General features: G+C 37.8%; 25 protein-coding genes and 1 tRNA gene. 23 read left to right on the forward strand and 3 right to left on the reverse strand.

Annotation, left to right across the window (positions count from 1 at the left end):
• Nucleotides 1-260: 260 nt before the first annotated feature.
• The 3 genes from ESZ48_RS18490 to ESZ48_RS18500 all read left to right on the forward strand — a co-directional run bounded on the left by ESZ48_RS18490 (nt 261) and on the right by ESZ48_RS18500 (nt 3,677).
• Complete coding sequence (locus ESZ48_RS18490; protein ID WP_129018990.1) at nt 261-1,106, forward strand: transketolase; 846 nt, start codon at nt 261-263, stop codon at nt 1,104-1,106.
• Nucleotides 1,107-1,267: 161 nt separating this feature from the next.
• Entirely contained in the window at nt 1,268-2,224 is a 957-nt protein-coding gene (locus tag ESZ48_RS18495) for a transketolase family protein (RefSeq protein ID WP_129018991.1), read from the forward strand.
• An 835-nt stretch (nt 2,225-3,059) separates the two neighbouring features.
• Nucleotides 3,060-3,677 carry an outer membrane beta-barrel protein gene (locus ESZ48_RS18500; RefSeq protein WP_129018992.1) on the forward strand — a complete coding sequence of 206 codons (618 nt, stop codon included), beginning with the start codon at nt 3,060-3,062 and terminating at the stop codon, nt 3,675-3,677.
• Between the two features lie 73 nt (nt 3,678-3,750).
• Here ESZ48_RS18500 and ESZ48_RS18505 read toward each other — a convergent pair whose 3' ends face one another.
• Nucleotides 3,751-4,815 carry an FKBP-type peptidyl-prolyl cis-trans isomerase gene (locus ESZ48_RS18505; protein ID WP_129018993.1) on the reverse strand — a complete coding sequence of 355 codons (1,065 nt, stop codon included), beginning with the start codon at nt 4,813-4,815 and terminating at the stop codon, nt 3,751-3,753.
• 155 nt (nt 4,816-4,970) lie between these two features.
• Between ESZ48_RS18505 and ESZ48_RS18510 the strand changes: the two genes are divergently transcribed.
• Together ESZ48_RS18510 and ESZ48_RS18515 are read left to right on the forward strand one after the other, a co-directional pair.
• Nucleotides 4,971-5,348 carry an RNA-binding S4 domain-containing protein gene (locus tag ESZ48_RS18510; RefSeq protein ID WP_129018994.1) on the forward strand — a complete coding sequence of 126 codons (378 nt, stop codon included), beginning with the start codon at nt 4,971-4,973 and terminating at the stop codon, nt 5,346-5,348.
• Between the two features lie 41 nt (nt 5,349-5,389).
• A complete protein-coding gene (locus ESZ48_RS18515; protein WP_129019026.1) occupies nt 5,390-5,893 on the forward strand; it encodes a phosphoribosyltransferase family protein in 504 nt (167 codons plus the stop codon).
• Here ESZ48_RS18515 and ESZ48_RS18520 read toward each other — a convergent pair.
• Nucleotides 5,885-6,403, reverse strand: coding sequence for a shikimate kinase (locus ESZ48_RS18520; RefSeq protein WP_129018995.1), 519 nt, complete (start codon nt 6,401-6,403; stop codon nt 5,885-5,887). The genes ESZ48_RS18515 and ESZ48_RS18520 overlap by 9 nt on opposite strands.
• 125 nt (nt 6,404-6,528) lie before the next feature.
• On the opposite strand from ESZ48_RS18520, the gene ESZ48_RS18525 reads away from it, so the two are divergent.
• The 3 genes from ESZ48_RS18525 to ESZ48_RS18535 all read left to right on the forward strand — a co-directional run bounded on the left by ESZ48_RS18525 (nt 6,529) and on the right by ESZ48_RS18535 (nt 8,850).
• Nucleotides 6,529-6,601 (forward strand) — tRNA-Lys (locus tag ESZ48_RS18525).
• Nucleotides 6,602-6,847: 246 nt separating this feature from the next.
• On the forward strand, nt 6,848-7,291 hold the full coding sequence (locus tag ESZ48_RS18530; protein ID WP_129018996.1) for a DoxX family protein: 444 nt from the start codon (nt 6,848-6,850) through the stop codon (nt 7,289-7,291).
• Between the two features lie 716 nt (nt 7,292-8,007).
• On the forward strand, nt 8,008-8,850 hold the full coding sequence (locus ESZ48_RS18535; protein ID WP_129018997.1) for a M28 family peptidase: 843 nt from the start codon (nt 8,008-8,010) through the stop codon (nt 8,848-8,850).
• A gap of 159 nt (nt 8,851-9,009) precedes the next feature.
• Here the strand turns inward: ESZ48_RS18535 and ESZ48_RS18540 are convergent, their stop codons facing one another.
• Nucleotides 9,010-9,396 carry an arsenate reductase family protein gene (locus ESZ48_RS18540; protein WP_129018998.1) on the reverse strand — a complete coding sequence of 129 codons (387 nt, stop codon included), beginning with the start codon at nt 9,394-9,396 and terminating at the stop codon, nt 9,010-9,012.
• A 632-nt stretch (nt 9,397-10,028) separates the two neighbouring features.
• Between ESZ48_RS18540 and ESZ48_RS18545 the strand changes: the two genes are divergently transcribed.
• From ESZ48_RS18545 to ESZ48_RS18615, 15 genes are all read left to right on the forward strand, one after another.
• Nucleotides 10,029-10,787 (forward strand): SDR family NAD(P)-dependent oxidoreductase, encoded by a 759-nt coding sequence (locus ESZ48_RS18545; RefSeq protein WP_129018999.1) that lies wholly within the window; start codon nt 10,029-10,031, stop codon nt 10,785-10,787.
• A gap of 207 nt (nt 10,788-10,994) precedes the next feature.
• Nucleotides 10,995-12,509, forward strand: coding sequence for a catalase (locus ESZ48_RS18550; RefSeq protein ID WP_129019000.1), 1,515 nt, complete (start codon nt 10,995-10,997; stop codon nt 12,507-12,509).
• 204 nt (nt 12,510-12,713) lie between these two features.
• Nucleotides 12,714-13,190 carry a DIP1984 family protein gene (locus tag ESZ48_RS18555; RefSeq protein WP_129019001.1) on the forward strand — a complete coding sequence of 159 codons (477 nt, stop codon included), beginning with the start codon at nt 12,714-12,716 and terminating at the stop codon, nt 13,188-13,190.
• Between the two features lie 267 nt (nt 13,191-13,457).
• On the forward strand, nt 13,458-14,015 hold the full coding sequence (locus ESZ48_RS18560; RefSeq protein WP_129019002.1) for an NADPH-dependent FMN reductase: 558 nt from the start codon (nt 13,458-13,460) through the stop codon (nt 14,013-14,015).
• A 256-nt stretch (nt 14,016-14,271) separates the two neighbouring features.
• Nucleotides 14,272-14,841 carry a YceI family protein gene (locus tag ESZ48_RS18565; RefSeq protein ID WP_129019003.1) on the forward strand — a complete coding sequence of 190 codons (570 nt, stop codon included), beginning with the start codon at nt 14,272-14,274 and terminating at the stop codon, nt 14,839-14,841.
• A gap of 528 nt (nt 14,842-15,369) precedes the next feature.
• Nucleotides 15,370-16,305: a ClpXP adapter SpxH family protein gene (locus tag ESZ48_RS18570; protein WP_129019004.1), complete on the forward strand. Its 936-nt coding sequence runs from the start codon at nt 15,370-15,372 to the stop codon at nt 16,303-16,305.
• Nucleotides 16,306-16,412: 107 nt separating this feature from the next.
• Nucleotides 16,413-16,886, forward strand: a complete 474-nt coding sequence (locus tag ESZ48_RS18575) for a Dps family protein (RefSeq protein ID WP_129019005.1) — start codon at nt 16,413-16,415, stop codon at nt 16,884-16,886.
• Between the two features lie 273 nt (nt 16,887-17,159).
• On the forward strand, nt 17,160-17,465 hold the full coding sequence (hpf, locus tag ESZ48_RS18580) for a ribosome hibernation-promoting factor, HPF/YfiA family (RefSeq protein WP_190246306.1): 306 nt from the start codon (nt 17,160-17,162) through the stop codon (nt 17,463-17,465).
• A 128-nt stretch (nt 17,466-17,593) separates the two neighbouring features.
• Nucleotides 17,594-18,211, forward strand: a complete 618-nt coding sequence (locus ESZ48_RS18585) for a trimeric intracellular cation channel family protein (RefSeq protein WP_129019007.1) — start codon at nt 17,594-17,596, stop codon at nt 18,209-18,211.
• A gap of 40 nt (nt 18,212-18,251) precedes the next feature.
• Complete coding sequence (locus ESZ48_RS18590; protein WP_129019008.1) at nt 18,252-19,136, forward strand: pirin family protein; 885 nt, start codon at nt 18,252-18,254, stop codon at nt 19,134-19,136.
• Nucleotides 19,137-19,280: 144 nt separating this feature from the next.
• Nucleotides 19,281-20,402, forward strand: coding sequence for a helix-turn-helix domain-containing protein (locus ESZ48_RS18595; protein WP_129019009.1), 1,122 nt, complete (start codon nt 19,281-19,283; stop codon nt 20,400-20,402).
• Between the two features lie 181 nt (nt 20,403-20,583).
• A complete protein-coding gene (locus ESZ48_RS18600; protein ID WP_129019010.1) occupies nt 20,584-21,201 on the forward strand; it encodes a DUF6448 family protein in 618 nt (205 codons plus the stop codon).
• Nucleotides 21,202-21,242: 41 nt separating this feature from the next.
• Nucleotides 21,243-21,473 carry a heavy-metal-associated domain-containing protein gene (locus ESZ48_RS18605; RefSeq protein ID WP_223266508.1) on the forward strand — a complete coding sequence of 77 codons (231 nt, stop codon included), beginning with the start codon at nt 21,243-21,245 and terminating at the stop codon, nt 21,471-21,473.
• Between the two features lie 18 nt (nt 21,474-21,491).
• Nucleotides 21,492-23,411, forward strand: a complete 1,920-nt coding sequence (locus ESZ48_RS18610; protein WP_129019011.1) for a heavy metal translocating P-type ATPase — start codon at nt 21,492-21,494, stop codon at nt 23,409-23,411.
• Between the two features lie 306 nt (nt 23,412-23,717).
• Complete coding sequence (locus ESZ48_RS18615; protein WP_190246307.1) at nt 23,718-24,653, forward strand: ring-cleaving dioxygenase; 936 nt, start codon at nt 23,718-23,720, stop codon at nt 24,651-24,653.
• Nucleotides 24,654-24,656: the final 3 nt, after the last annotated feature.

The following is a 24,656-nucleotide window of genomic DNA, read 5'->3' on the forward strand; positions in this document are numbered from 1 at the left end:
AACGGGAATAGTTGGCAAAGATAAACAATGCTGCAATTAAGTTAAGAACCTCTTAAGAAAACTTTAAAAAATCTGTTAAAGATGGACTATTTATTTTCTGTTGATTATTTTTCAAAACCAACCTGGTCTCAGAAACACTTCAAAAATCAGATTTGTAATTGTTAGCAAAACAGCAACATTCGTTAATAAGTGCACGAATTTGAACTTTGTTTCGGGGGTTTAAAACGCTACTTTTGCACGGTAAAACTAACTTTTATAAAATGTCAAACACACAACAATTAGAAGATTTAACAACACAAGTACGTAGAGATATTCTCCGTATGGTACACAAGGTGAATTCTGGACATCCAGGAGGCTCTTTGGGATGCGCAGAATTTTTTGTAGCGCTCTATAAAGAGATCATGGACAGAAAGGACACTTTTGATATGGACGGTATAGGCGAAGACTTATTCTTTCTTTCAAACGGCCACATCTCTCCTGTATTTTACAGCGTATTGGCAAGAACGGGCTATTTTCCGGTAGAGGAACTGAACACGTTCAGATTAATTGATTCCCGTTTACAAGGACACCCAACTACGCATGAGGGCCTACCTGGTATTCGTGTGGCTTCAGGTTCTTTAGGCCAAGGCATGTCTGTGGCCATCGGTGCTGCACAAGCGAAGAAACTGAACAACGATACGCATTTGATCTACAGTTTGCACGGTGACGGTGAACTTCAGGAAGGTCAAAACTGGGAAGCGATCATGTATGCCTCAGGAAACAATGTAGACAACTTAATCTCAACCATTGATCTTAACGGACAGCAGATTGACGGAGCAACGGATGACGTATTGCCAATGGGCAGTATTAAAGATAAATTTGAAGCCTTTGGATGGACTGTTGTAGAAATCAACCAAGGCAACAATATAGAAGCGATTTTAGAAGGAATGGCGGTTGCCAAATCAAAAACAGGAAAAGGAAAACCTGTATGTGTTCTTTTAAAAACGGTCATGGGCAACGGTGTTGACTTTATGATGCACACACATGCTTGGCATGGAAAAGCACCAAACGATGAGCAATTGGCTATCGGATTGGAACAGAATGCGGAGACTTTGGGGGATTATTAAAAAGTCGTCAGCCGGCAGTTTACAGTTGGCAGCAAATCAAATGATTGACAATTTAATATCACCTATAAAAATCCCTTTCGACTGTGCTCAGCACAAAACGGAAAGGACTATTAAAAATCAAAGAATTAATTAAACAGATACCCACTTTCGTGGGCATTACTATGAAAACATACACAAATACAGGAAATAAAGATACACGTTCAGGATTTGGAGCGGGATTGACAGAGTTGGGACAAACCAATGAAAAGGTTGTTGCGCTTTGTGCCGATTTGATTGGCTCATTAAAAATGGACGATTTTAAAAAGAACCATCCAGAGCGTTTCTTTCAAGTAGGAATTGCCGAAGCCAATATGATTGGAATGGCTGCAGGACTTACCATCGGTGGAAAAATTCCTTTTACAGGAACTTTCGCCAACTTTTCAACCGGTCGTGTTTACGATCAAATCAGACAGAGTGTTGCCTATTCTGATAAAAACGTCAAAATTTGTGCTTCGCACGCTGGTTTGACACTTGGTGAAGATGGTGCCACCCACCAGATTTTAGAAGATATCGGCTTGATGAAAATGTTGCCGGGAATGACGGTCATCAATACCTGCGACTATAACCAAACAAAAGCGGCCACTATTGCCATTGCTGAGCATCAAGGCCCGGTTTATTTGCGTTTTGGTCGTCCTTCAGTGCCTAATTTCACTGCAGAAGACCAAAAATTCGAAATTGGAAAAGCGTTACAATTAACAGAAGGAGCTGATGTTACTATCGTTGCTACCGGACATTTGGTTTGGGAAGCTCTTGAAGCTGCAAAAGTCTTAAACGAAAAAGGTATTTCTGCAGAAGTCATCAACATCCACACCATCAAACCTTTGGATGATGAAGCCATTATCAAATCGGTTAAAAAAACAGGATGTGTGGTTACGGCGGAAGAACATAATTATCTTGGTGGTTTAGGAGAAAGCGTTGCTCGTGTTTTATCATTGAACCATCCAACACCTCAAGAGTTTGTGGCTACACAAGATACTTTTGGAGAATCTGGTACGCCAGCACAGTTGATGGACAAATACGGCTTAAACAGCGCTTCTATCATTAAAGCAGCAGAGAAAGTGGTTAAAAGAAAAAAGTAAGTGAATTATAATTTAGATGTTCTATATTTTAACTTTTCACATTAATAGAATTTCAATATCAGAATTGGGCTTTCTTTTTATAAAGAAAGCCTTTTTTTTATAGACCTTCCTTTTTAAACAAGTCACGATCAAGTAATTCCTTCCCTTTTTAAGGGAAGGTGGCTTTAAGCTCAGCATAGAGCTTAAAGACGGAAGGGTTTTTAAAACTATAAAAGTCTATAAATCAAAAACCAAGGGGCCCGTCCGACCGGCACGGGCGGGCAAGCCCACGAGGTATGAATAAGGAATTGTCTTTTCGATCGAGTCAAGCCTCTAGGTATTAAAACCCACTGGTGGGAATAAAGCGAATTAAATCAGAAAACTAGGGATGTAAAATTGAATTTGGTTTCTGTGATTTTTAACCACCTCGACTCCTGCTTCTCTACGGAAGCAGAAGCCACTCCTCCTTTGAAAGGAGGAGAATTAAAATTTATCTTTTAATTTAAACAGGTTCGAACTAAAGAATTCTTTAATTCTCTTTCATTAGAGCCATCAAAACTTAATGCGCTACGCTTTTAAGTTTTACCTGCCTGTTGGCAGACAGGGGCTTGGATCCCGCAGAAATGCGGGGTTAGTTCAGCCAACAAAACTTAATGCGCTACGCTTTTAAGTTTTGTCTGCCTGTTGGCCGACAGGGGCTTGGATCCCGCAGAAATGCGGGATTAGTTCAGCCAACAAAACTTAATGCGCTACGCTTTTAAGTTTTGGGCTTCACTAAAAAAAGGGCCAGCTCAAAATAATTTGTGTTTGGCAGCGTTTTTGATTATATCGAACATCAAACTTAAAAACGATAATTATGAAAATTTTAAAAAACTTTCAAGAACATTTCAAAAGTAAAAGTAGGAAGAACTTCTTTTTGGCAACTTTTGCCTTAGCGGCTTTTACGTTTTCCACCACGGCCCAGAATGGCGATGGCTTTGGAATTAAAGCAGGTTTAAATTATAATGGCAATGGCAAGTATTTTGAATCTATTGAAGCTAGTGCCAAAAATCCTGACAAAAATGTAGGTTTTCATGTAGGTCTCTACGGAAAAATTGGAAATCGATTTTATTTTAAACCGGAAGTGGTTTATTCTCAAACCAAAAGTGACTACGACAAGAGCGATTTTAAAATGAAAACAATCGATGCCCCAATGTTGCTTGGGTTAAAGATTATTGGTCCCGTGAGTGTCTTTGCAGGTCCATCTTTTCAATACATCATCGACTCCAAGTTTGAGGACATTACCATTAAGGACATTGAGAATGAGTTTAGCGTTGGGCTTAATTTTGGAATTGGGCTTAATTTCAACGGCTTTGGTGTTGATTTAAGATATGAGAAAGGCTTGAGTGAGAACATGGCGACTTTTGGCGTTCCTGAAAGCAGGATTGACACAAGACCTGAACAACTGATCTTAGGCATATCGTTTGCTCTATAATAACAAAAAAGGCTATCACATAAAATGATAGCCTTTTTTATATCTCGTCCTGAGTTGCAAGAACACGAATTATTTATTCATCTAGACTGTAATCTTTTTTAACGTCTTTTTGAAGATGATCCCAAACGCCATCTTCGTCAGAATCTACATACTTCAGAGTTTTAATGTTTAGGATGCCTGCGTTATTGCTTCTACTTCTTAGAAACTCACCTTCTGCCAAAACCGGCTCTTCTTCGCCAATATTGGTGTCCACTGTATACGTCTGTCTGGTCATTTCATTTTTAGTCAATACACGGTCGCCATCATCATCTGGATCCAAAAAGTTAGGGACGCCATCACCGTCGGTATCGACGTCATATAGATTCTTATTGCCATCCAAATCTTCCATATAAGAAGGGATGCCATCACCATCATGGTCATTGATTTCTGTTTGGTACAATTCAAATTTAAAATTCAAATTGGCATAAGCAGGAACGCTACCTTTTGGAGTAGCATAATAACCCAATCCAGAAGGTAAGAACATGACTCCAAGACCATAATTAGTAAAGGTTACAGTACCATCACTATTTTCAACATAACCTTCAGCCGTTTTAAAATTAGGAATGACCTCTCTCCATCCAGGAATTAGGGTCATAAGATCCATTTCTATTGGTGTCACGCTATTGTCGAAGGTGGTTCCATTGGGAAAAAATCCGTCATAATTCATTCTCACATTATCAGGAAAATTTGGATTTACACCACCACCTTTATTAAGCTCTAAAACATAGAACTGATATTCTACATCTAAATATTTTGTTGTTTTCGGATTGTCGATGTCTACAGCCACACTCAACATTTGATTATTGTCAGGGTCTGGCATGTCCAAATAATTACCACTGGCATCTTTTGGCAATTCCTTAATGATTATCTCAGAAATACTGTGATCTCCAGGTTCTGCAAAGGTAGCACGGTTGTAATAATGGGTTTTTAAATAATTCTGTAAAGAATCAAAATCAGCCACTTGTTGCTCGGTGCGGTCACGTTCTGGAACTAATTCGAAAGAATTGTCATCGTCTTTTTTACAAGAGGACAATAAGGCTAAAAAACATAAAGTTGAGAAGACGTAGGTTTTTAATTTCATCAATTTAATTTTATTCATTTTCAAAGGCAAATCACAATACACTTAAAATCATTAAATTGAGCAAACAAAATGAGCTGTCAAAGAATGTTTCAATATTGCTTATTTTTGCCGGCAAGATACAATAATATAATATGTTTGCACAACAACATTAACGTAGTTTTAAATCTTTTAATATGCGAATCGATAAATTTCTTTGGTGTGTTCGATACTATAAAACACGCACCATTGCCACAGAAGCGTGCAAAAAAGGGCATATCAAAATTAACGGTCAGGCAGTCAAACCCAGCCGGGAAGTTTATGCTACGGATAAGGTAGAATTGCGCAAAGACCAGATCAACTACCAACTCATCGTTAACGACATTCCGCCAAATCGTGTTGGTGCCAAACTTGTTGATATTTACAGAAAAGACATCACACCAAAAGAAGCTTTTGAAGCTCAAGAACTATTAAAATACTCCAAAGATTATTATCGTAAAACAGGATCTGGACGGCCAACCAAAAAAGACCGTCGGGATATTGACGATTATTATGAGACCAATGATGACGATTAAAAAGAACACTTTATTTATCTTTGAAAAAACAAGAACCAAAAATGACCACGTCAAAACAAACCATTCTCAACCATCAGGAGATCAATCATAAAATAAGACGCATTGCCTATCAGATTTATGAAAGTAATGTGGATGGCACAGAAGTTATTTTAGCAGGAATAGATGCCAATGGCTACATCCTGGCCGAGAAACTGAAATCCAATCTCGATAAAATCTCCGATTTAAAATCGGTGTTGTGCAGGGTCACCATTGATAAAAAAAATCCCCTGACCCCTATTACCACTTCTGTTGCTGCATCAGATTATAGTAACAAATCCATTGTACTTATTGACGACGTTCTTAATTCTGGGAGCACGCTCATTTACGGCGTGAAACATTTTTTGGATGTCCCATTGAAACAATTCAAAACAGCGGTACTTGTGAATAGAAATCACAAGAAATTCCCAGTGAAAGCAGATTTTAAAGGTATTTCCTTGTCCACATCGTTACATGAGCATGTAGAGGTCGTTTTAACAGGAAAAGTCTATGAGGCCTTCTTAAAATAAGCTGGCTACGATTTCTTCCGCGATAACCGCTATACTTTTACCATCCGTAACCACGGTTTGATTGCTCTGGCTATAATAGAAAGAACGTTCAAAAAGATGTTTCCCTATAAACTCTGTCAATTCTTCTTCAGTTTTTAGATGTGCAATCAAGGGCCGCTGTGCTTTCTCAGGAGTTAATCTTTTGACAAGACTAGGAATTGAACTTTTCAAATAAATACTATGCGCGCCCTCAGCATTCAAAATGGCGTCCATATTGCTCCCGTAACATGGTGTTCCACCTCCAAGCGACAAGATTATATTGCTCAATTGTAAAACTTCCTTTAAATACAGATGTTCTTTTTTCCTGAAATAAATTTCACCTTTCGTTTCGAAAATCTGTGGAATGCTCAAATTCTCTTTTTTTTGAATGTAATCATCCAAGTCGATAAATTCGAAATCGACAATTTTTGCAAGTTTCCTTCCAATAGTGGACTTTCCAGACCCCATATATCCAATTAAAACAATACTCATAAAACAGCTTATAAATTGATTCTTAAAAACATAGCCAACGGCACAACAAAAAAACAAAAAATATTTCAAAGAAAGGGTTTGAATATTAATAAAACCTTTTATATTTGCACCCTCATTGAAGAAATGACTCGATAGCTCAGTTGGTAGAGCATAACACTTTTAATGTTAGGGTCCTGGGTTCGAGCCCCAGTCGGGTCACATGGTGGAAGCACCAATACTACAAAACCTTGCTAATTTATTTTAGCAAGGTTTTTGTTTTTAGTATAAATCAAGCTCGCATCGAAAAGTTGTGGAATTTTAATATGATAAAAGAATTGTCTTCAACAGAAATAGAATCTTAAACTCTAAAACAACAATTACGGCATATGTGCGCGACCGACAAGTGGATAAATTAGAAACTTAAATTAATTTTAGCTTATAGCCATATTATAGAAAGAGATTATTATGAATATAACGAATTTAAATAAAACAGTTAGTACACTTACAGTGAGATTGATTTTAGGGTTGATCTTTTTAATGCAAGGCTTTGGGAAAATATTTACTTGGGGCATGGATAATGTAATCAATGCAGACTTCTTTCATGGAACCTTCAAAGACATATTACCTGAATTTATAATTTATGCAACCGCTTATTATACATCCTATTTTGAGTTGATTGGAGGTTTTCTCTTAGTATTAGGATTAAGAACCAACTATGCCTTATATGCACTTGCATCTGTTTTAGTTATTGTGACTTTTGGACATGGATTAGCTGAACCCATTTGGGATTTATCTCATGTAATGTATCGGACAGTCCTATTAGTGACCTTGCTCCTATTACCTAGAGATTGGGATACGTTTTCAGTTGATCATTTGGTTAAGAAATATTCTGCCGCCAAAAAAAGCTAAAGTTATTTACAATCACTCTGCTTTAACCTCAACAATCACACACATGTAATTACCATCTACTTTAATAGGTTGATAGTAGGTGTCACCAAATTGCACACAATTAACTTCGCGAATCTTAAAATTCAAAATTAGTGCCGAATGAATTACGGAGATTGGTTCTCCAGTTGGCTTCGCTCGGACCTCGCAGCTCGCGATCGGCTAACAGGGATTTCCTTCTATATTTTTTCCAACCTACCGCATCTTCGTTCTGATTAATGGGCTGCCTAACCATACACGAACAACTAAAGTAACATTAGGAACAGGTGCAATACAAACCAATCACTATTCTTTAAACGGATGGTAATGTAACTTATATTTGAAAAAATATTGATTGATTATATGACAGCTGAAAAAAGGAAAGATCTCAAACTTGTTATTTCAACTTGGATTAATATATTTAACTGACCATTCGAGAGTTGAAATATGGGAATTAATTGCAACCATATTAAAAGATAAATTCGACAAGGATGTGGTTTATATTATTTTGTCTTGGAATATTAATGGCGAACATCGCGCAATAGAAGTTAAAACCGCCATGAAAAAGTAAAGCAGTTGCCTAATCAAAAATAAACTTGAAATTATCGGTCGCCATAAAAAGAGGAGAAATTTGAGAGGAATTATCTGATGTTTCCAACCATGAAAAGTTTAGGCATAACACTCGTATAAAGTAAATAAAAATGGAAGCTAATATAGAAAATTTATACAGGCATGTAGAGTTCTTGACCTCTATACAACCATATCGAAATTATAAAAACATTGAAAGTCTTCGAAAATCGGCAGATTATATCCAGGAGGAAATGATGAAAAATGGCTTGCTAACCCATAGACAACATTGGAAGGTTAAAGGAAATATTTACGAAAACATTATCGCTGCTTATCAACCCAAAAAAACAAAACGCTTTATTATTGGAGCTCATTATGATGTATATAAAGAACAATCTGGAGCAGATGACAATGCTAGTAGTGTAGCCGGTTTATTGGAAATCACACGAATGCTAAATAAAAATAAATTGGCGTTGGACTACGGAATTGATTTCGTTTCTTTTTGTTTGGAGGAACCTCCTTTTTTTAAAACAAAAAACATGGGAAGTTATATTCATGCAAATTCCATTGCAAATACCGACAAGGAATACATAGGAATGATCGCACTTGAAATGATAGGTTACTATCACGAAGAAAAGCAGATTTCCAACGCGATTTCTTTTTATAAAAACCGACTGATAGTTTCTGGGATTAAAAGGTATGATGAGTTTAACTTAAAAATCTCCGAGCTGTTGAGAGCAGAAGGAAGAATGGACTCCCAACGTTTTTCTCTTGCCGATAATGACCTAAATAATGGCCCTTCGGATCATCGCAATTATTGGCCTTATGATATTCCTGCGGTAATGGTTATTGGCACCGCAGGCCATGGAAATCCACATTACCATACATCCAGAGATACCATTGAAACTTTAGACTTTGAAATTATGACCGATGCGGTAAATAGCATTGCTCAAGCATTATTTAATTTTAAGGAATAAAAACAGGGATCATTAGACACAGTCCGAAGGACGACTCTAACACTTATAAAATTGACCAATGGATCGAATAATAGCTTAGAAGTATTATAAAATAAGCACAGTTAAATTAGAATTACTTAGTCGCATATCCAATAGGGATACATCACCATAAGCCTCAACTCATATCCGTATGATATCCGTTGGCGTTTCCACCAAAATGGTCTTATTGCCCCGCAATGCTATGGGCTGTTTCATGATTTCAGGATGGTTCTGTATCACGGTAATCCAATCTTCAGAAGTAAAACTTTGAGCAGTAAATTTTTTTCTGTATTTATAATGTTGCTGATTGACCAATTCTTCGATGTTAAGACCCAAGCGCTTCGCCAATTCAGTAATTTGAGTCCCAGTTAATGGGGTTTTTAAGAGATCAATTTTTTCTAAAGGGAGACCATGCGTTTTGGCATAGACCAAGGTTTGTTTGCCTCTTTGAGATCTGGAATTATAGAACAGGGTAATCTGCCCATCTGATGTGGAAATGACTCCCGGATTACTTTTAGATCCTTGCATTTTTTATTTTATTTGTGGTGATTGAATTATTCTGCCAAAACTGCTCTATCGTAAGATTTGAATTGTTTTGGTCAGTTTGCAGCTAAAGTAATGAAATATTTTTAATCTCAAAGCGCCCTGTACCATTACATTTGACTATCTTATTTTTGCCTCAAATCTGATTGCCATCCTTAAGTTACAATCTACTCCTTTCTCTTCTAATACATTACTGACCTCAGAAGGATACCACTCAGGAATTCAATGACAAAGTCCGCAAGATTATTCCAGAAACGCCTACCCCGCTGAGCCCATCAATAAATTCCAGACCTAAAAAAGGGATGAAGCTATTGATCATGATACCAAACAAACATGCTCATTTCTTATGATAAGAATTAAGAACCTCGGGGTATTAAAACCATATGGTGGGAATAAAGAAGGCGTCTTTGGATAACTCTTTGGATAACTCTTTTGAACAAAGACCCATCTCCGATCTTCTTCCATCAATCTTAACAAAGATATTTCAACCCAGTGACCTAGGTCATTTCATTTGACACCTTAACCAATTATCTTTGAAATGAAGATAAGCTGAGAATCAGTTTATTATGATGAGAATGATATATGAAGATAGAGTTTAACCTTTAAAAATAAAAATTATGAAAAGAGCAGAAAATAAAGTCGTCATTGTAACTGGTGGTGCATTGGGAATAGGTCGTGAAACGAGTCTTTTGTTAGCAAAACAAGGAGCCAAAGTAGCAGTGACTGATATTCTTGACAAAGAAGGACAGGCATTGGTTGAAGAGATCAAACAGGCAGGTGGGAAAGCGAAATACTGGCATCTTGATGTGTCTAACGAAAAAGAAGTTGAGAACGTTTATGCCGAAGTGGTCAAAGAATATGGCAGACTAGATGCCACTGTGAACAATGCCGGAATTGCTGGTCCAGACAAGCCTTCGTCAGAAGTAACCGAAAAAGAATGGGACCGCGTTATGGACATTAATGTTAAAGGCGTTTTCTTTTGTACCAAACACGCCGTTCCACACATGAAAAAAGCAGGAGGTGGAAGTATTGTCAATATTTCTTCCATATATGGAATCGTTGGTGCAGCAGATTTACCACCATACCATGCTTCTAAAGGAGCCGTTCGGGTCATGTCAAAAACCGATGCCATTCAATATGCAAAAGACAAGATTAGAGTGAACTCTGTTCATCCAGGATTTATATGGACGCCATTAGTGGAAGAATTAGCTCAAGGCGACCCAGGGTTCCGAAAGCACTTGGACAGTCTACATCCTATTGGACATATTGGCGAAGCTATAGATATTGCCTACGGAATTCTATATCTGATATCGGACGAATCTAAATTTACAACTGGAAGTGAATTGGTTATTGATGGAGGTTATACGGCTATCTAAAAAGAATGACCGTTGTTGGTGACAACTTACTTACCCACATACATTCTAGAGCATGAACAAGAATTTACTGTGCAAAATCTATCCTTTCTTAAGGTTTAACTGGTGTTAAAAATTTTTAAAGTTCTCGGACAAGTAGCGGAAATATTGTAACTTGATTCGCTAAATAACTAATGGAAAACTTTATAACTAATTTAAAATCCAAAACCAATGGAAGATAAAAAACCAAAACTAACACGACAAACTGGAGCGCCGGTTGGAGATAATCAAAACGTTCAAACTGCTGGACCACGCGGACCGATGTTAATGCAGGATGCTTGGTTTCTCGAGAAAATGGCCAACTTTGACCGAGAAGTTATTCCTGAGAGAAGAATGCACGCCAAGGGGTCAGGCGCTTTTGGAACTTTTACTGTAACGCATGATATTACACAATACACAAAGGCTAAGATTTTTAGTGAAGTAGGTAAAAAGACCGATATGTTTGGCCGATTTTCTACCGTTGCTGGCGAAAGAGGTGCCGCAGATACCGAAAGAGATATTAGAGGTTTTGCACTGAAGTTTTATACCGATGAAGGCATCTGGGATTTAGTGGGAAATAATACACCTGTATTTTTCTTCCGCGATCCGATGAAATTTCCAGACTTAAACCGTGCTGTTAAACGTGATCCAAAGACCAATTTAAGAAGTGCCAACAACAACTGGGATTTCTGGACCTTACTTCCTGAATCCTTACACCAAGTTACCATTACAATGAGTGATCGTGGCATTCCAAAAGGCTATAGAAACATGCACGGTTTTGGAAGTCATACCTTCAGTTTTATCAACAAAGAGAATGTAAGACATTGGGTGAAATTTCATTTTGTAAGTCAACAAGGTATTGAAAATCTATCTGATGAAGAAGCTATAAAAGTTGTTGGAATGGATAGAGAATTTTCTCAAAGAGATCTATTTGACGCTATTGAAAGAAAAGATTTCCCGAAATGGAAAATGTTTGTTCAGATTATGACGGAAGAACAAGCGAAAACATACCGCTTCCATCCTTTCGACTTGACCAAAGTTTGGTCCAAAAAAGATTTCCCACTTATTCCTGTTGGAGAATTTGAATTGAACAGAAACCCAGAAAACTATTTTCAAGATGTGGAGCAAGCGGCTTTCAATCCACTAAATATTGTTCCCGGAATTGGATTCTCACCAGACAAAATGCTCCAAGGGCGATTGTTTTCTTACGGAGATGCACAACGCTATAGATTGGGAGTAAACCACTATCAAATTCCCGTAAACAAACCAACGTGTCCATATCATTCCAATCATAGAGATGGCACCATGCGCGTTGATGGCAACCACGGTGGCACATTGCATTACAATCCTAACAGTTATGGAGAATGGCAAGAACAACCTGAAGCAAAAGAACCGCCTTTAGAATTGGATGGCTCAGCTTATGCTCATAATTTCAGGGATGATGATGAAGATTACTTCACTCAGCCAGGCGATTTGTTCCGCATCATTAAAGCTGATGGAAAAGAAAACTTATTATTCAACAATACAGCGGCACAAGTAGGTGGTGCAGAAAAATTTATCCAAATCCGTCATATCAGAAACTGTTTCAAAGCCGATCCAGAATATGGGCAAGGCGTAGCAAAAGCACTTGGTTTAACCATGGACGAAGTCAACAGCTTCGACATGACACCTTATGATAGATGGGCACCAAGACCTACCAACGGATAGTTTTTTGAATTAAAGTTAGGCATCACACATTGCCATAGATAATGGGATTTTGCGTGTTTATGGTAATGTGAAGGATACTATCACTGCTAACTTAGGAGATAGTTTTTAAGACTGTCCAGAATCTCTTAATTGAGATCCTATTGTTTTAACGCGCTCTAAAGAACCGATAAGAGGTCCTTTATGAGTAAAAATATATAATATAAAATGTCAGAAACACCCGTAAAAAATAAAAAAATCAAACTTGCAGAAGGGCTATTACTTAGAGCGGATCTCATGAAGAAGATCGAACATCTTCAAAACAGGATCAGGCCTGTGCTCATTGTTTCGGATGATAAGCTTCCGCAGGAAGACCCGGATAAATTACTTGCGCAACTGAGAAAAACAATTCAGGATTTAGAATCTATAGTCATTAGAATAAATAAAACCAATAATGAAACCCAGGTTGAAGGGGAAGGTTCTCTGATGGAAGCACTGGCAAAAAGAGATTCCTTAAAAATGCTTTCTGAGAAACTAAGAAATATAAGATATGCTGCGCAAGTAGATAATAGCGGTGACAACAATCTTAAAACGACTATTGATATTAAAAAGTTACAAAATGAAATGGATCAAGCTGGAAGAGCATTTAGAGAGATCGACAGTAAGATTCAAGAAATTAATTGGCTCACAGAGCTAAAAGATTAAGCCGAAAGGCGGAATGGTCGGGGCGAGTACCAGCCCCTTTTTTTTGTGTGGGTTTTCGGGGCAAACTGAAAACTCTACCGCGCAGAGCTGCTTGGGTTGCGGCAAGAATGTATTGTTTAGGACCCATTACTGCTTACAAATTACAAATGTATTAGGTAAAATTTACTACCAGGTGCTGACCGATCATTTTTTTAATTAAGTCTAAAAAGTGACTCTTCTTCACATTAAAAGATGGAAATAGTTCACATGAACCTTTAAATCAAATTTATGAAAAAACACAAAATCGCAGTAATTGTAGGAAGTCTTCGGAAAGAATCCTTCAATCTAAAAACGGCCAAAGAATTGATGGCAATGGCTCCAGAATCCTTATCACTCGAACTTCTAGACATATCAGGTCTTCCTATGTTCAATGAAGATCTGGAAGCAACTCCTCCAAAGGAATGGGTAGCCTTACGTGAAAAAATTAGAGCTGCAGACGGCCTTCTCTTCGCGACACCGGAATACAACCGCTCTGTTCCAGGGGTTTTAAAAAACGCGATTGATGTAGGTTCTCGACCATATGGAGAAAATTCTTGGGATGGAAAACCGGCAGCTATTGTGAGTGTTTCTATTGGTGCAATCAGTGGCTTTGGAGCCAATCACCACTTGAGACAGTCGTTGACTTTCGTAAATGTACCGGCCATGGCACAACCAGAAGCCTATATTGGAAATGCTGCAGACCTATTTGACGCTGATGGAAAGTTAATAAACGACTCTACCAAAGACTTTTTGAAGAGCTTTATGGTGGCCTTTGAAAAATGGGTTGAAACCCATGTGTCGCAATAGGACTGTTTAAATAGCTTAGTCAAAAAGATTGTGAGTTTTTTAATAATTCTCAAAAGACCACAATCCATTAAAGTTGATACTAATAATTGGGAGTGGGTTTGATACTAAGAAATAACGCTCCTAATTAAAAATATAATGTCAGACGGTTCAAAAGGAATCAGAAGGCATCATAATTTCAGTTGATGGTGAAAGCTATCAGCAAATTCTCTTAAATAGAGTAAACAATTAAAAATTAACATTTAAAAAATTAAATACAATGAGAAATCTTATGACATTAGTAGCTGTACTATTCTTTACAGTAAGTTCTTTTGCACAAACACAATGGAAGGTAGATCCATACCACTCCTCGTTAAATTTCAATATCTCACATTCTGGAATTAGTATTGTGAATGGGAAGTTCTTGGAATATACAGGAAACTTAACTACAGATGGAGAAGCACTTAAAGATGCCAATTTTGATTTCAATGTCAAAGTAAATAGTGTTGATACAAGTGTAGAAAACCGAGATAAACACTTGAGAAGCGCCGATTTTTTTGATGTAGAAAAATTCCCAAATATGACTTTTAAAAGCACAAAAATTTTGGCCACCGGAAAACCAAATGAGTATTTACTGTACGGGAAACTGACCATAAAGGATGTTACAAAAGACGTGATCTTTGACCTGCATTATGGTGGATCAGTCACCAGCGATCAAGGTCAGAAAATAGGTGTAAAGGCCCAAACAACTATCAATAGGTTTGATTACAACATTAATTTCGACCCAGCAGCGGCCGGTGTTGGTAAAGACGTCAACATCATTGTACACTTACAACTTGCAAAACAATAATATAAAACCTGAAAAATCCAGCAAGAAAAGGTGTAGAAAATAGGTGCTCTACATTTAGCAGTGGCGATATAGAAAAACTCGTGGCAACCATCTCAGATGACACCGTCTGGATTTACCATTGTACGCCACTTGTACCTTCTGGAGTTTATGAAAAGCTTGAAAAGTAAAAAGGTGTAATATTTTTTTACCAATAGTCTTGAAAGAACTGAAATTGTCAATTTTCAACCACAATAATATATCGTTGAAGGAAACAAAGTGGTGGTTTTGGGTAAAGAACATCAAAGAGTATAAAGATCCGTAAGGGAATTAAACCTAAAATGGGTTCAAATAAACACCTTTGAAAACGGTTAGATTAGAAAAATTGAGGAGTTGGCAACTTCCGAAGAAGTTTAAGTGGGCTGGGTAATCAGTATGTTCGTATGTTCTATAATGGCTATTGTGGAATACAATTGGCTCAGACTAACTTAGAATATTACTCACATTGATTAAGAATCTCGGTCCCTACAAAACCGTTAAAAATAAAAAAACATGAATAAAGAAGCAATAAAAAACAATCCGCTGTTATGTGACATAGAAACGGGAATGTGCGAAATAACTGATGAAAATACAGACACTTCATCCAAAAACACGAAACCATCAACAAAAAAATCCGTAAAGGTCATTTATTACACGGATCCTATTTGTTCATCATGTTGGGGCATAGAACCTCAACTGCGTAAGCTTAAATTGGAATACGGTAATGCCATTGAATTCGAATATAGAATGGGAGGCTTATTGCCGGATTGGAATTATAATAGCGGTGGGATTGGGAAACCATCAGACGTGGCAGGACATTGGGATGAAGTGAGTGTTCATTACGACATGCCCATTGACGGCGACCTATGGTTGGAAGACCCTTTAGACTCTTCTTATCCCCCATCCATCGCTTTTAAAGCAGCAGAACTGCAAGACCCTGAAAAAGCACTCCTGTTTCTTCGTGAAATGAAGGAACTAGTTTTTCTACACAAGAAAAATATTGCAAAGTGGGAGCATTTAGAAGTTGCCGCCAAAAAAGTAGGATTAAATACAGAAAAACTCAAAACCGATTTTGAAAATAATGCAAAAGCATTGTTTGAAGAAGACTTGAAATTAGGAAGAGAATTGGGCGTTAGAGGCTTCCCTACCCTATTCTTTGTAGATAATACTGGTCAGAAAGAAATCGTTTATGGCACCAGACCTTATGCTTTTTACGAAATGGCCATTCTTAAATTGAATCCAAATGCTGCAAAAAGTGAATACAGTAAAAATTGGGAAAATCTCTTCTCAATATACCCCTCACTCACCGCAAAAGAGTTTTCTGAACTTTCGGGTGCTCCAAGAAACGAGAGTGAAAAACAATTAAATGAGCTGGTCGAAAAAGGCAATTTAGAAAAGCATACCACTAAAAATGGCGCTATCTGGAAAATCAAGAATGAAATCCACTAAATTCTTGATTAATGAAATGAAGAATTTGGACCCTTCAGAAGTAAAAACACAGGTTGATATCAACCGTTGATTAATAAATTAAATTATAAACTTTAAAACTTAAAAAAATGGCAAAATTAAATTCAATTGGATTGGACATACAAAAATCCAAAGTACTTGCAGAGAAACTCAATGAACTCTTAGCTGATTATTCGATTTTTTATCAGAACGTTAGAGGCTATCACTGGAACATTAAAGGAGATAAATTCTTCGAGCTACACGACAAGTTCCAAGAACTTTACGAAGATTTATTTATAAAAATTGATGAAGTAGCAGAACGCATTCGGACCCTTGGCCACACTCCAAATCACAAGTTTTCTATTTATCAGAAAGAAGCTAAAATCAAAGAAAGTTCTGAAGTGGCCGACGGAATTCAGGACATGAAAGATACGCTTGAATCCTTCAAAATCATCATCATCCTACAACGAGAGATTTTGGATCTTTCGGCTGATGCAGAAGACGAAGGAACCAATGCATTAATGAGCGATTATATTAGCGAACAAGAAAAACTGGTTTGGATGTATTCCGCCTATTTGAAATAATTGGTTGAAATGCTATTATAACTTCTCACAATTTTCTGAAGGCAAATCAAATAGCAATTATAGCAAAGACCAATTTAACCATCGGTTTAGAATTCTAAATGAGACTTATGGTAGTAAGATGTCGGACATGGGACATGATAAAATGATGTGTAAATAACCATCTTTTTCTCAAAGCAAAAATTGTCCCATGTCATGCGTCTTAGAATCATATGTGACAGCGAGTTGATTTTGCAGGAATTCTTTAAATTTAATAATACTATAAAAAACATATTTATGAAATACACAGATAACATTTCCGGAATAAAAATTAACATTGAAGCGGTAGATATTAGCATTGGAGACGATGTAAGGGATACCATAGGTAAAGTTATTACGCGCCTTAGTCGTTTTTATGACAGAATCGAATGGGCAGATATCTATTTGGAAGATAAAAAAGATAAAAGTACAAAACAAAAGCAGGTCAGTATCCGATTAGGCATTCCTGGGAATGATCCCTTTGCTTCCGATTATGGCGATGATTTCCATGCGCTGTTGACCTCTGTAGAAGATAAACTGCAAAAACAATTGGAAAGGAGATAAAATAAGCTAAAATGGAGATTGAATCCATCAAGGTCTATTCCTATTTGTTTTTGATTTAGATCTGGAACACAACGGGATTTTTACCATATTTACATAATAGATTGCCTAACTCAAAAACCAACTAAGTAATGGAATCTCTCCGAATTATTGAAATTGTTGGCACTGCAGCTTTTAGTATTGCTGGGGCATTTGCCGCTATGGAAAAAAGACTGGATGTTTTTGGGGTTTTTATTATTGCTTTTATAACCGCATTGGGCGGCGGTACTTTGCGTGATGTCCTAATTGGCAAAGTTCCCGTCAATTGGATGCTCGACCTGAGTTCGGCAGTAGTTGTGCTGATCAGTACAATTGCAGTCCTTTTTTTTAAAAGTGTGATAAAAAATTACCATAACGTGTTGTTGTTTTTTGATTCTATCGGCCTCGGTTTTTTTACTGTGGTCGGTATTCAAACAGGAATTGCGCTTGACTTACATCCCATAATCAGTATCTCACTCGGAACAATTACAGCGTGTTTTGGCGGTGTGATCAGGGATGTTTCCTTAAGCAACATCCCACTTATTTTCCAGAAGGAAATTTATGCGACCACGTGTATTTTCGGAGGCATCATTTTTTTCCTTTTGCTTATGTTGGATGTTCCCAAAATGCCGGTTGAAATTATTTGTCTCGTTTCCATCGTTTTATTTCGATTATTATCGGTCAGATATCACTGGCATTTGCCTACCATCTATAAACTAGAGAAACCATAATCATAAACACTTACTTACCTCAATATTTAAAAAAGTCACTATGTCAAATATCAAACTAATAATAGAGGAAAGAGCCGCCAACATCGGGAAGTTTATGGTTGGGCGGTTATTGCCGTTCCGACAAAAAAGAATGGTGGGACCATTTATTTATATAGACCACATGGGGCCTGTTAAATTAAATGAACGAGAAAATTTTGACGTGCTCGCGCATCCACACATCGGACTTTCAACCCTAACTTTTTTATTTGAGGGTAGTATCATGCACCGAGACACGCTTGGTAATGCAGTGGAAATAAAGCCAGGGGCAGTCAATTGGATGACCGCAGGAAAAGGAATTGTTCACTCCGAACGCACTCCCGACTATTTGCGGGACTCGCCATTGTTTATGCACGGCTTGCAGATTTGGGTGGCTCTACCAAAAGAATTTGAGCTGATGGATCCGCAGTTTTCTCATATTGAGGAGAGTGACATCCCAAGCTGGATGGAAGGAGATCTTCAGTTTAAACTGGTAGCAGGCGAAGCTTTTGGCAGGAAATCGCCAGTGCCAGTTTTTAGTAAACTGTTTATGCTCGAGATAAAAAGTAAAACACGACAAACCGTTAATATTGGTGATGAGCTTTTTGGCGAATCAGGTTTGTATATTCTTGATGGCGCCATTGAAAGTGGCGGGAATGTTTATGAGCCAAAACAGTTGTTAGTGGCAAAAGACAGTACATTATGTGAATTTACAATTCAGGAAAACAGCACCATCTATATTTTTGGTGGCGAGCCTTTTGCCGAAGAACGGTTTATTGACTGGAATTTTGTGTCCTCAAGCAAAGAACGCATTGAAGAAGCTAAGGAAAAATGGAAGAATCAATCATTCCCTAAAATTGAAGGTGAAGAAGATGAGTATATTCCGTATCCAACATACAATAAAAAATAAACTTATTATGGATTAAGCAGTTACCAGCTCAAAATATGCCACAACATTAAAAAATGTCTATAGAACTCTTGTGAATTTTTTTTGATCTAAATAAGGATTGGTTACGGGTTTCTAAATTAAACTTATCACAGCACTTGCAGGACGATGAAATATATATTAGTTATAGCTTCTTTCAACGCATTTTTCTTTTTGTTGCTTCTCCTTCAGAAAAAGCCAAAATTACTGCATGACCGCATCTTTAGTTTTTGGCTTTTGTATTTGGGTGGTATCACAGGGATTTACGCCTTTACGATGGAATCCTTTTTTCAAACCCCTCTTATGTCCAGCGGAATCATCGCATTGTTTCTATTACATGGGCCTTTTTTATACTTGTATGTTTCTACCATTACTTTTAACCAGATTCAATTTAAAACCAAAAACCTCTGGCACTTTGTACCTTTTGCAGCATTTATTCTATACTTGCTGATTGCGTCAAGTTTTCCTAGTTATTCAGCGCGAATTAGAATTGACCATGTTACTGAAGGAACAACCCAACCCCCTATCCTGTTTTTATTCTTTCTTGCTATTACCGCTCTTTCCGGACCAGTTTATTTTGTTCTGGCTCAAAAGCAGTTTCACAAGACGAAAAAATCCATCCTAAATTTTTCCTCAAAGGACATCGAGTTGGATTGGTTGGGAAAATTGATTCCGGTATTTGGAATACTATGGACTGCTTTGATAGTGACCGCTATTATTCATCATATTTTCCATGTGTTTTCCATGAGTTTTTGTATCAACGGTCTCATGTTGTCACTCTCGGCATTTATTATCTTGATTGGGTATTTCGGTCTCAAACAGATAGGCATTTTTATCAGCGACACCGACGAAGAACCCAACGAACCTCTTATCGAAACCCCTAATGCGACTTCTAAACTGGTAGATGTTGAACTGGAACAGTGTTTTTGTAAAATTGACGATTATTTTAAAGCAGAAAGACCTTACTTACAACCCGATCTCACCTTACCCAAACTTGCCGAAAGCCTTAATGTTCCCCATCATCACCTGTCTCAGGTCATCAATGACGTCTATGGTCAAAACTTCTTCGATTTCATTAATAAATATCGCGTTGAAGAGGTGAAAAACAAAATTGTAGATCCAAAATTTCACAACTATTCCTTACTCGGAATTGCTTTCGAAAGTGGGTTTAATTCTAAATCGGCCTTCAACCGCGTCTTTAAAAAGTTCACCAGAAAAACACCTAGTGAATTTCGAGATTCTCAAAAATAAACCCAGAATCAGTCTTTCATCCTTCCTAAGATGACCTTTCTCAAGTCCTACTTTATAAAGTGGGACGTGTACTTCTATATAAACCAGTGCCAACTTATAAGATAGGTCGCACAGGTCTATAGCAATGCATAGTTTTGTTTATAGAAAATCAAAATAGATTATTAATTCTAAAACAGATATTATGAAAACTCAAGTAAAAACAACAAGCTCTTTAAATACAGAAAGAGGTTTCAAATTTAAAATGCGATCCATTCTTCTGGCATTCACATTTATGTTGGCCAGTATTTCAGGATTCGCACATTGCGACTCTTATGACGGGCCCGTTATAAAGGATGCATTAAAAGCATTGGATCAAAATAATGTGCAACTGGTCTTAAAGTGGATTGAACCTCAACAAGAAAAGGAAATCATTCCCTTGTTCGATAAAACCTACCGTTTAAAAAATGAAGACAAAGAAGTCTATACCATCGTTGAGAAACATTTTTTGGAAACCCTCGTAAGATTACACAGAGAAATGGAAGGTGCATCTTTTACAGGTTTAAAGCCCGCCGGATCGATGACGCCTTTAGTGGAAATGGCCGATAATTCAATCGCAAATAATAATGTAGAGGATGTCATTAAAACCGTCACCAATCATTTGGAACAAGTGCTAAGAGAGCGTTATTCCACCGTAGCAAAACTCAGTAAAACAAAGGATAATTCGGTTGAACAAGGCCGTGAGTATGTACATGCTTATGTGCAATACACACATACATTAGAAGCTTTAGAGCATATATTACATGGAGATATTTCCCACTAAGGGTTGAAATAAAAAAATAATTAATTCTAAAAACGAGAAAAATGAAAACTATAAAAGATATGAAAACCGTAAGATTTCAATTGGAAACCCTAACCTGCCCTAGTTGTATTACTAGGATAGAAGGCGTTCTCAACAAAGAGCCAGGGGTAGAAAAATCAAAAGTGCTTTTTAATTCCAGCAAGGTGAAAATAGAATATGATGAAGAAAAAGTTTCTTCCGATCGCTTGGCCGAAGTGATAAAAAAAGTAGGCTTCCCGATAATAACCTCTTAATAAATGGTATAGAAGATTATGAAAGCTAAACAAGTAAATAGAATAATGTATGCAGCAGGAATATTGCTTCTTGCTGCATTAGCAACCTATGTGTTCAAATGGAACAGCCTACTGTTGGATGCCCTTTTAATTACAGCTTCCATAGTCGCCGGAGTTCCAACGTTTATAAAAGCTTGGAAAGCGTCACGACTAAAAATGTTCAGTATCGAACTTTTGGTGACCATAGCAGTTATTGGTGCGTTGATTATTGGAGAATATGTAGAATCCGCAGCGGTGACTTTCCTGTTCCTTTTTGGGGCTTTCTTGGAAGGGCGATCTTTGGAAAAAGCGCGTGCATCACTTAAATCCTTGATGGAAATGGCGCCGTTGGAAGCGACGGTAGTCCGCAACGGATTGCGCTCCCTTATAATGGCCGACGAGGTTGTTGAAAATGATTTGGTCCTCATACAGACAGGAGAAAAAATTCCAATTGATGGCTGGGTGATTTCAGGAAGCGCCTCTGTGAACGAAGCAGCAATTACCGGCGAATCCATTCCCATAAGTAAAGTTATGGATGATCAAGTATTCAGCGGGAGCATCTTGGACAGCGGCTATCTTGAAGTGATAGCCGAACATGTTGGAGAGGATACTACATTTGCCAAAATCATCGAATTGGTGGAAGAGGCACAGGAAGGAAAAGCAAAGACCCAACGTTTTTTGGAGAAGTTTGCCACCATTTATACGCCCGGAATTATGGTTCTTTCTGTTTTAGTCTGGATGATTACACAGGATGTCCATTTAGCGCTGACCTTTCTAGTCATCGCTTGCCCTGGAGCATTGGTGATTTCCGCACCGGTTTCTATTGTTGCTGGAATTGGGAATGCCGCCCGTAATGGGATTTTGATCAAAGGCGGAGAGGTCATGGAGAATCTGGCAAAACTGAATGCTTTTGTATTTGACAAAACGGGAACATTAACCAAAGGCAAACCTGAAGTTACTGCCATAAAAGGATTTGGTATTCCTGAAGAAGATTTACTCCTCATGGCCGCCGAAGCAGAAGTGATCTCAGAACATCACTTGGGCAGAGCCATTGTAAAAGAAGCAGAAAGAAATGGATTAAAACTTCTGAATAAACCTACAGAAGTGAATGTGCTTAAAGGCCGTGGAATTGAAGTCAACTTAAATGGAAAAGCCCTCTATATCGGCAATCGAAAAGGACTTTCAGGAAATGGAATTCATATCGAAACTGAAGTGGAATCCTATGCCTTGCAACAAGAGAAAGCCGGAAATACTGCCGTCTTTATTGCCGATGATCAAAAGGTTTTGGGAATTATCTCGATCGCTGATGCCATTAGGGAAAAAGCTAAGGAGACCATCGATAATCTTAGGGCATCGGGCATTAAACACTTGGTAATGCTTACTGGCGACAATAAACATACTGCCAGTATTGTGGGCGAGCAACTGGGACTGGATCGCATATATGCTGAACTGCTTCCCGAGGATAAGGCACTAAAAGTTAAATCATGTATGGGGAAAGGTATAAAACTCGCCATGCTTGGCGATGGTGTAAACGATGCCCCTGCCATAGCTTCCGCAGATGTGGGAATCGCAATGGGCGTTGCAGGAACCGATATCGCCATGGAAACGGCAGATGTGGTTTTGATGGCCGATAATCTCGATAAATTGACCCATGCGCTCAAGCTTTCCAAAGCCACTGTTCGAAATATGAAACAAAACATGTTTATTGCAGTTGGAACAGTTGCCCTGCTATTGGCAGGAGTTCTGACAAAAAACGTGAACCTAGCCTCAGGAATGCTGATTCACGAATTGAGTGTGCTTTTGGTAATTCTTAATGCTATCCGTTTAGTTCGTTTTAAACCTTCCAGTCGCTTTAAGCGTTCGGCTCCTCCCAAAGAAGAGTATGCTTTCGAGACAATAAAAGCTGCTCAGGAATGTTAAGCTAATGTCAAAAGTGCCTAGTTCATAATGCATGAAATAGGCAGTTTTTATATGATATCCAAACGCTCATTAAGAACGCTATCCCAAGAATTTAATTCTTAAGCCCTGTTATAGCCTTATTTTTTAATAATTCTGCTATTCCCCACCCAAAATTTAAAAACTTTATGCTGTTGCTAAAAAGCCTTGTGGTTATCTTTGTAAATACATCCTTTTAAAAAATAAATGATGAGGAATTTAAATTGGTTGGCACCAAACGCATAAGTTACTCTGAGTTTCATTTTGTAAAGAAAATTAAATTTCAAAATTATGAACGACATATTAGGACTACACCACATTACCGCCATTGCTGGCGATGCCCAACGCAATTACGACTTTTACACAAAAACCCTTGGATTTCGGTTGGTCAAAAGGACCGTCAATTTTGACGATCCCCAGACCTATCATTTCTACTTTGGAGACGAAGTAGGCAATCCTGGCACCATTCTAACATTTTTCCCTTGGGCAAATGTTAGGCAAGGACACAACGGCGCTGGGATGGCTACAGAAATAGGCTATTCCGTACCAAAAGGAAGCCTGGATTTTTGGAAAGCCCGTTTTGAAAATCTTAAAATTCATCACGAAGATATCAGTGAACGGTTTGGAGAAAAACACCTGACTTTTCAAGATCCAGACGGTTTATGGCTCAATTTGATTGAAGCGAAACACATCGATGATCGAAAAGGTTATGAAACCTCTGACATTAAATCTGATGTGGCCATCAAAGGATTTCATACCGTGACCTTGACTTTAAATAATAGCACCGCAACTGCCGCTATCCTGACCGAAGTTTTCGGCTATAAAAAAATAGCAAACGAAGGCAATTTAACCCGCTATCAAACCGATGCTGTAGAAAATGCAGCTTTGGTGGATCTATTGGAAATGTCACAAGCCCAGAGAGGCTTAAATGCTGGCGGCACCAATCATCATGTGGCTTTTCGGGTAAAAGATGAAGACACATTGATGGCCATTAGAGAGAAAATTGTCGCAAGAGGATTGAACATCACCGAGAAAATAAACAGAGACTATTTCTTTTCACTCTATTTCCGTGAACCGGGAGGTGTCCTTTTTGAAATTGCGACGGACAATCCTGGATTTGCAACAGATGAAACGGTAGAGAATCTAGGAAGTTCGCTTCAATTACCCGATCAATATAAAACGATGCGGGATAAAATTGAAAAGGCACTTCCAAAACTTACCATTTAATAA

The organism is Gelidibacter gilvus (assembly GCF_004115975.1).
GTDB classification, from domain to species: domain Bacteria; phylum Bacteroidota; class Bacteroidia; order Flavobacteriales; family Flavobacteriaceae; genus Gelidibacter; species Gelidibacter gilvus.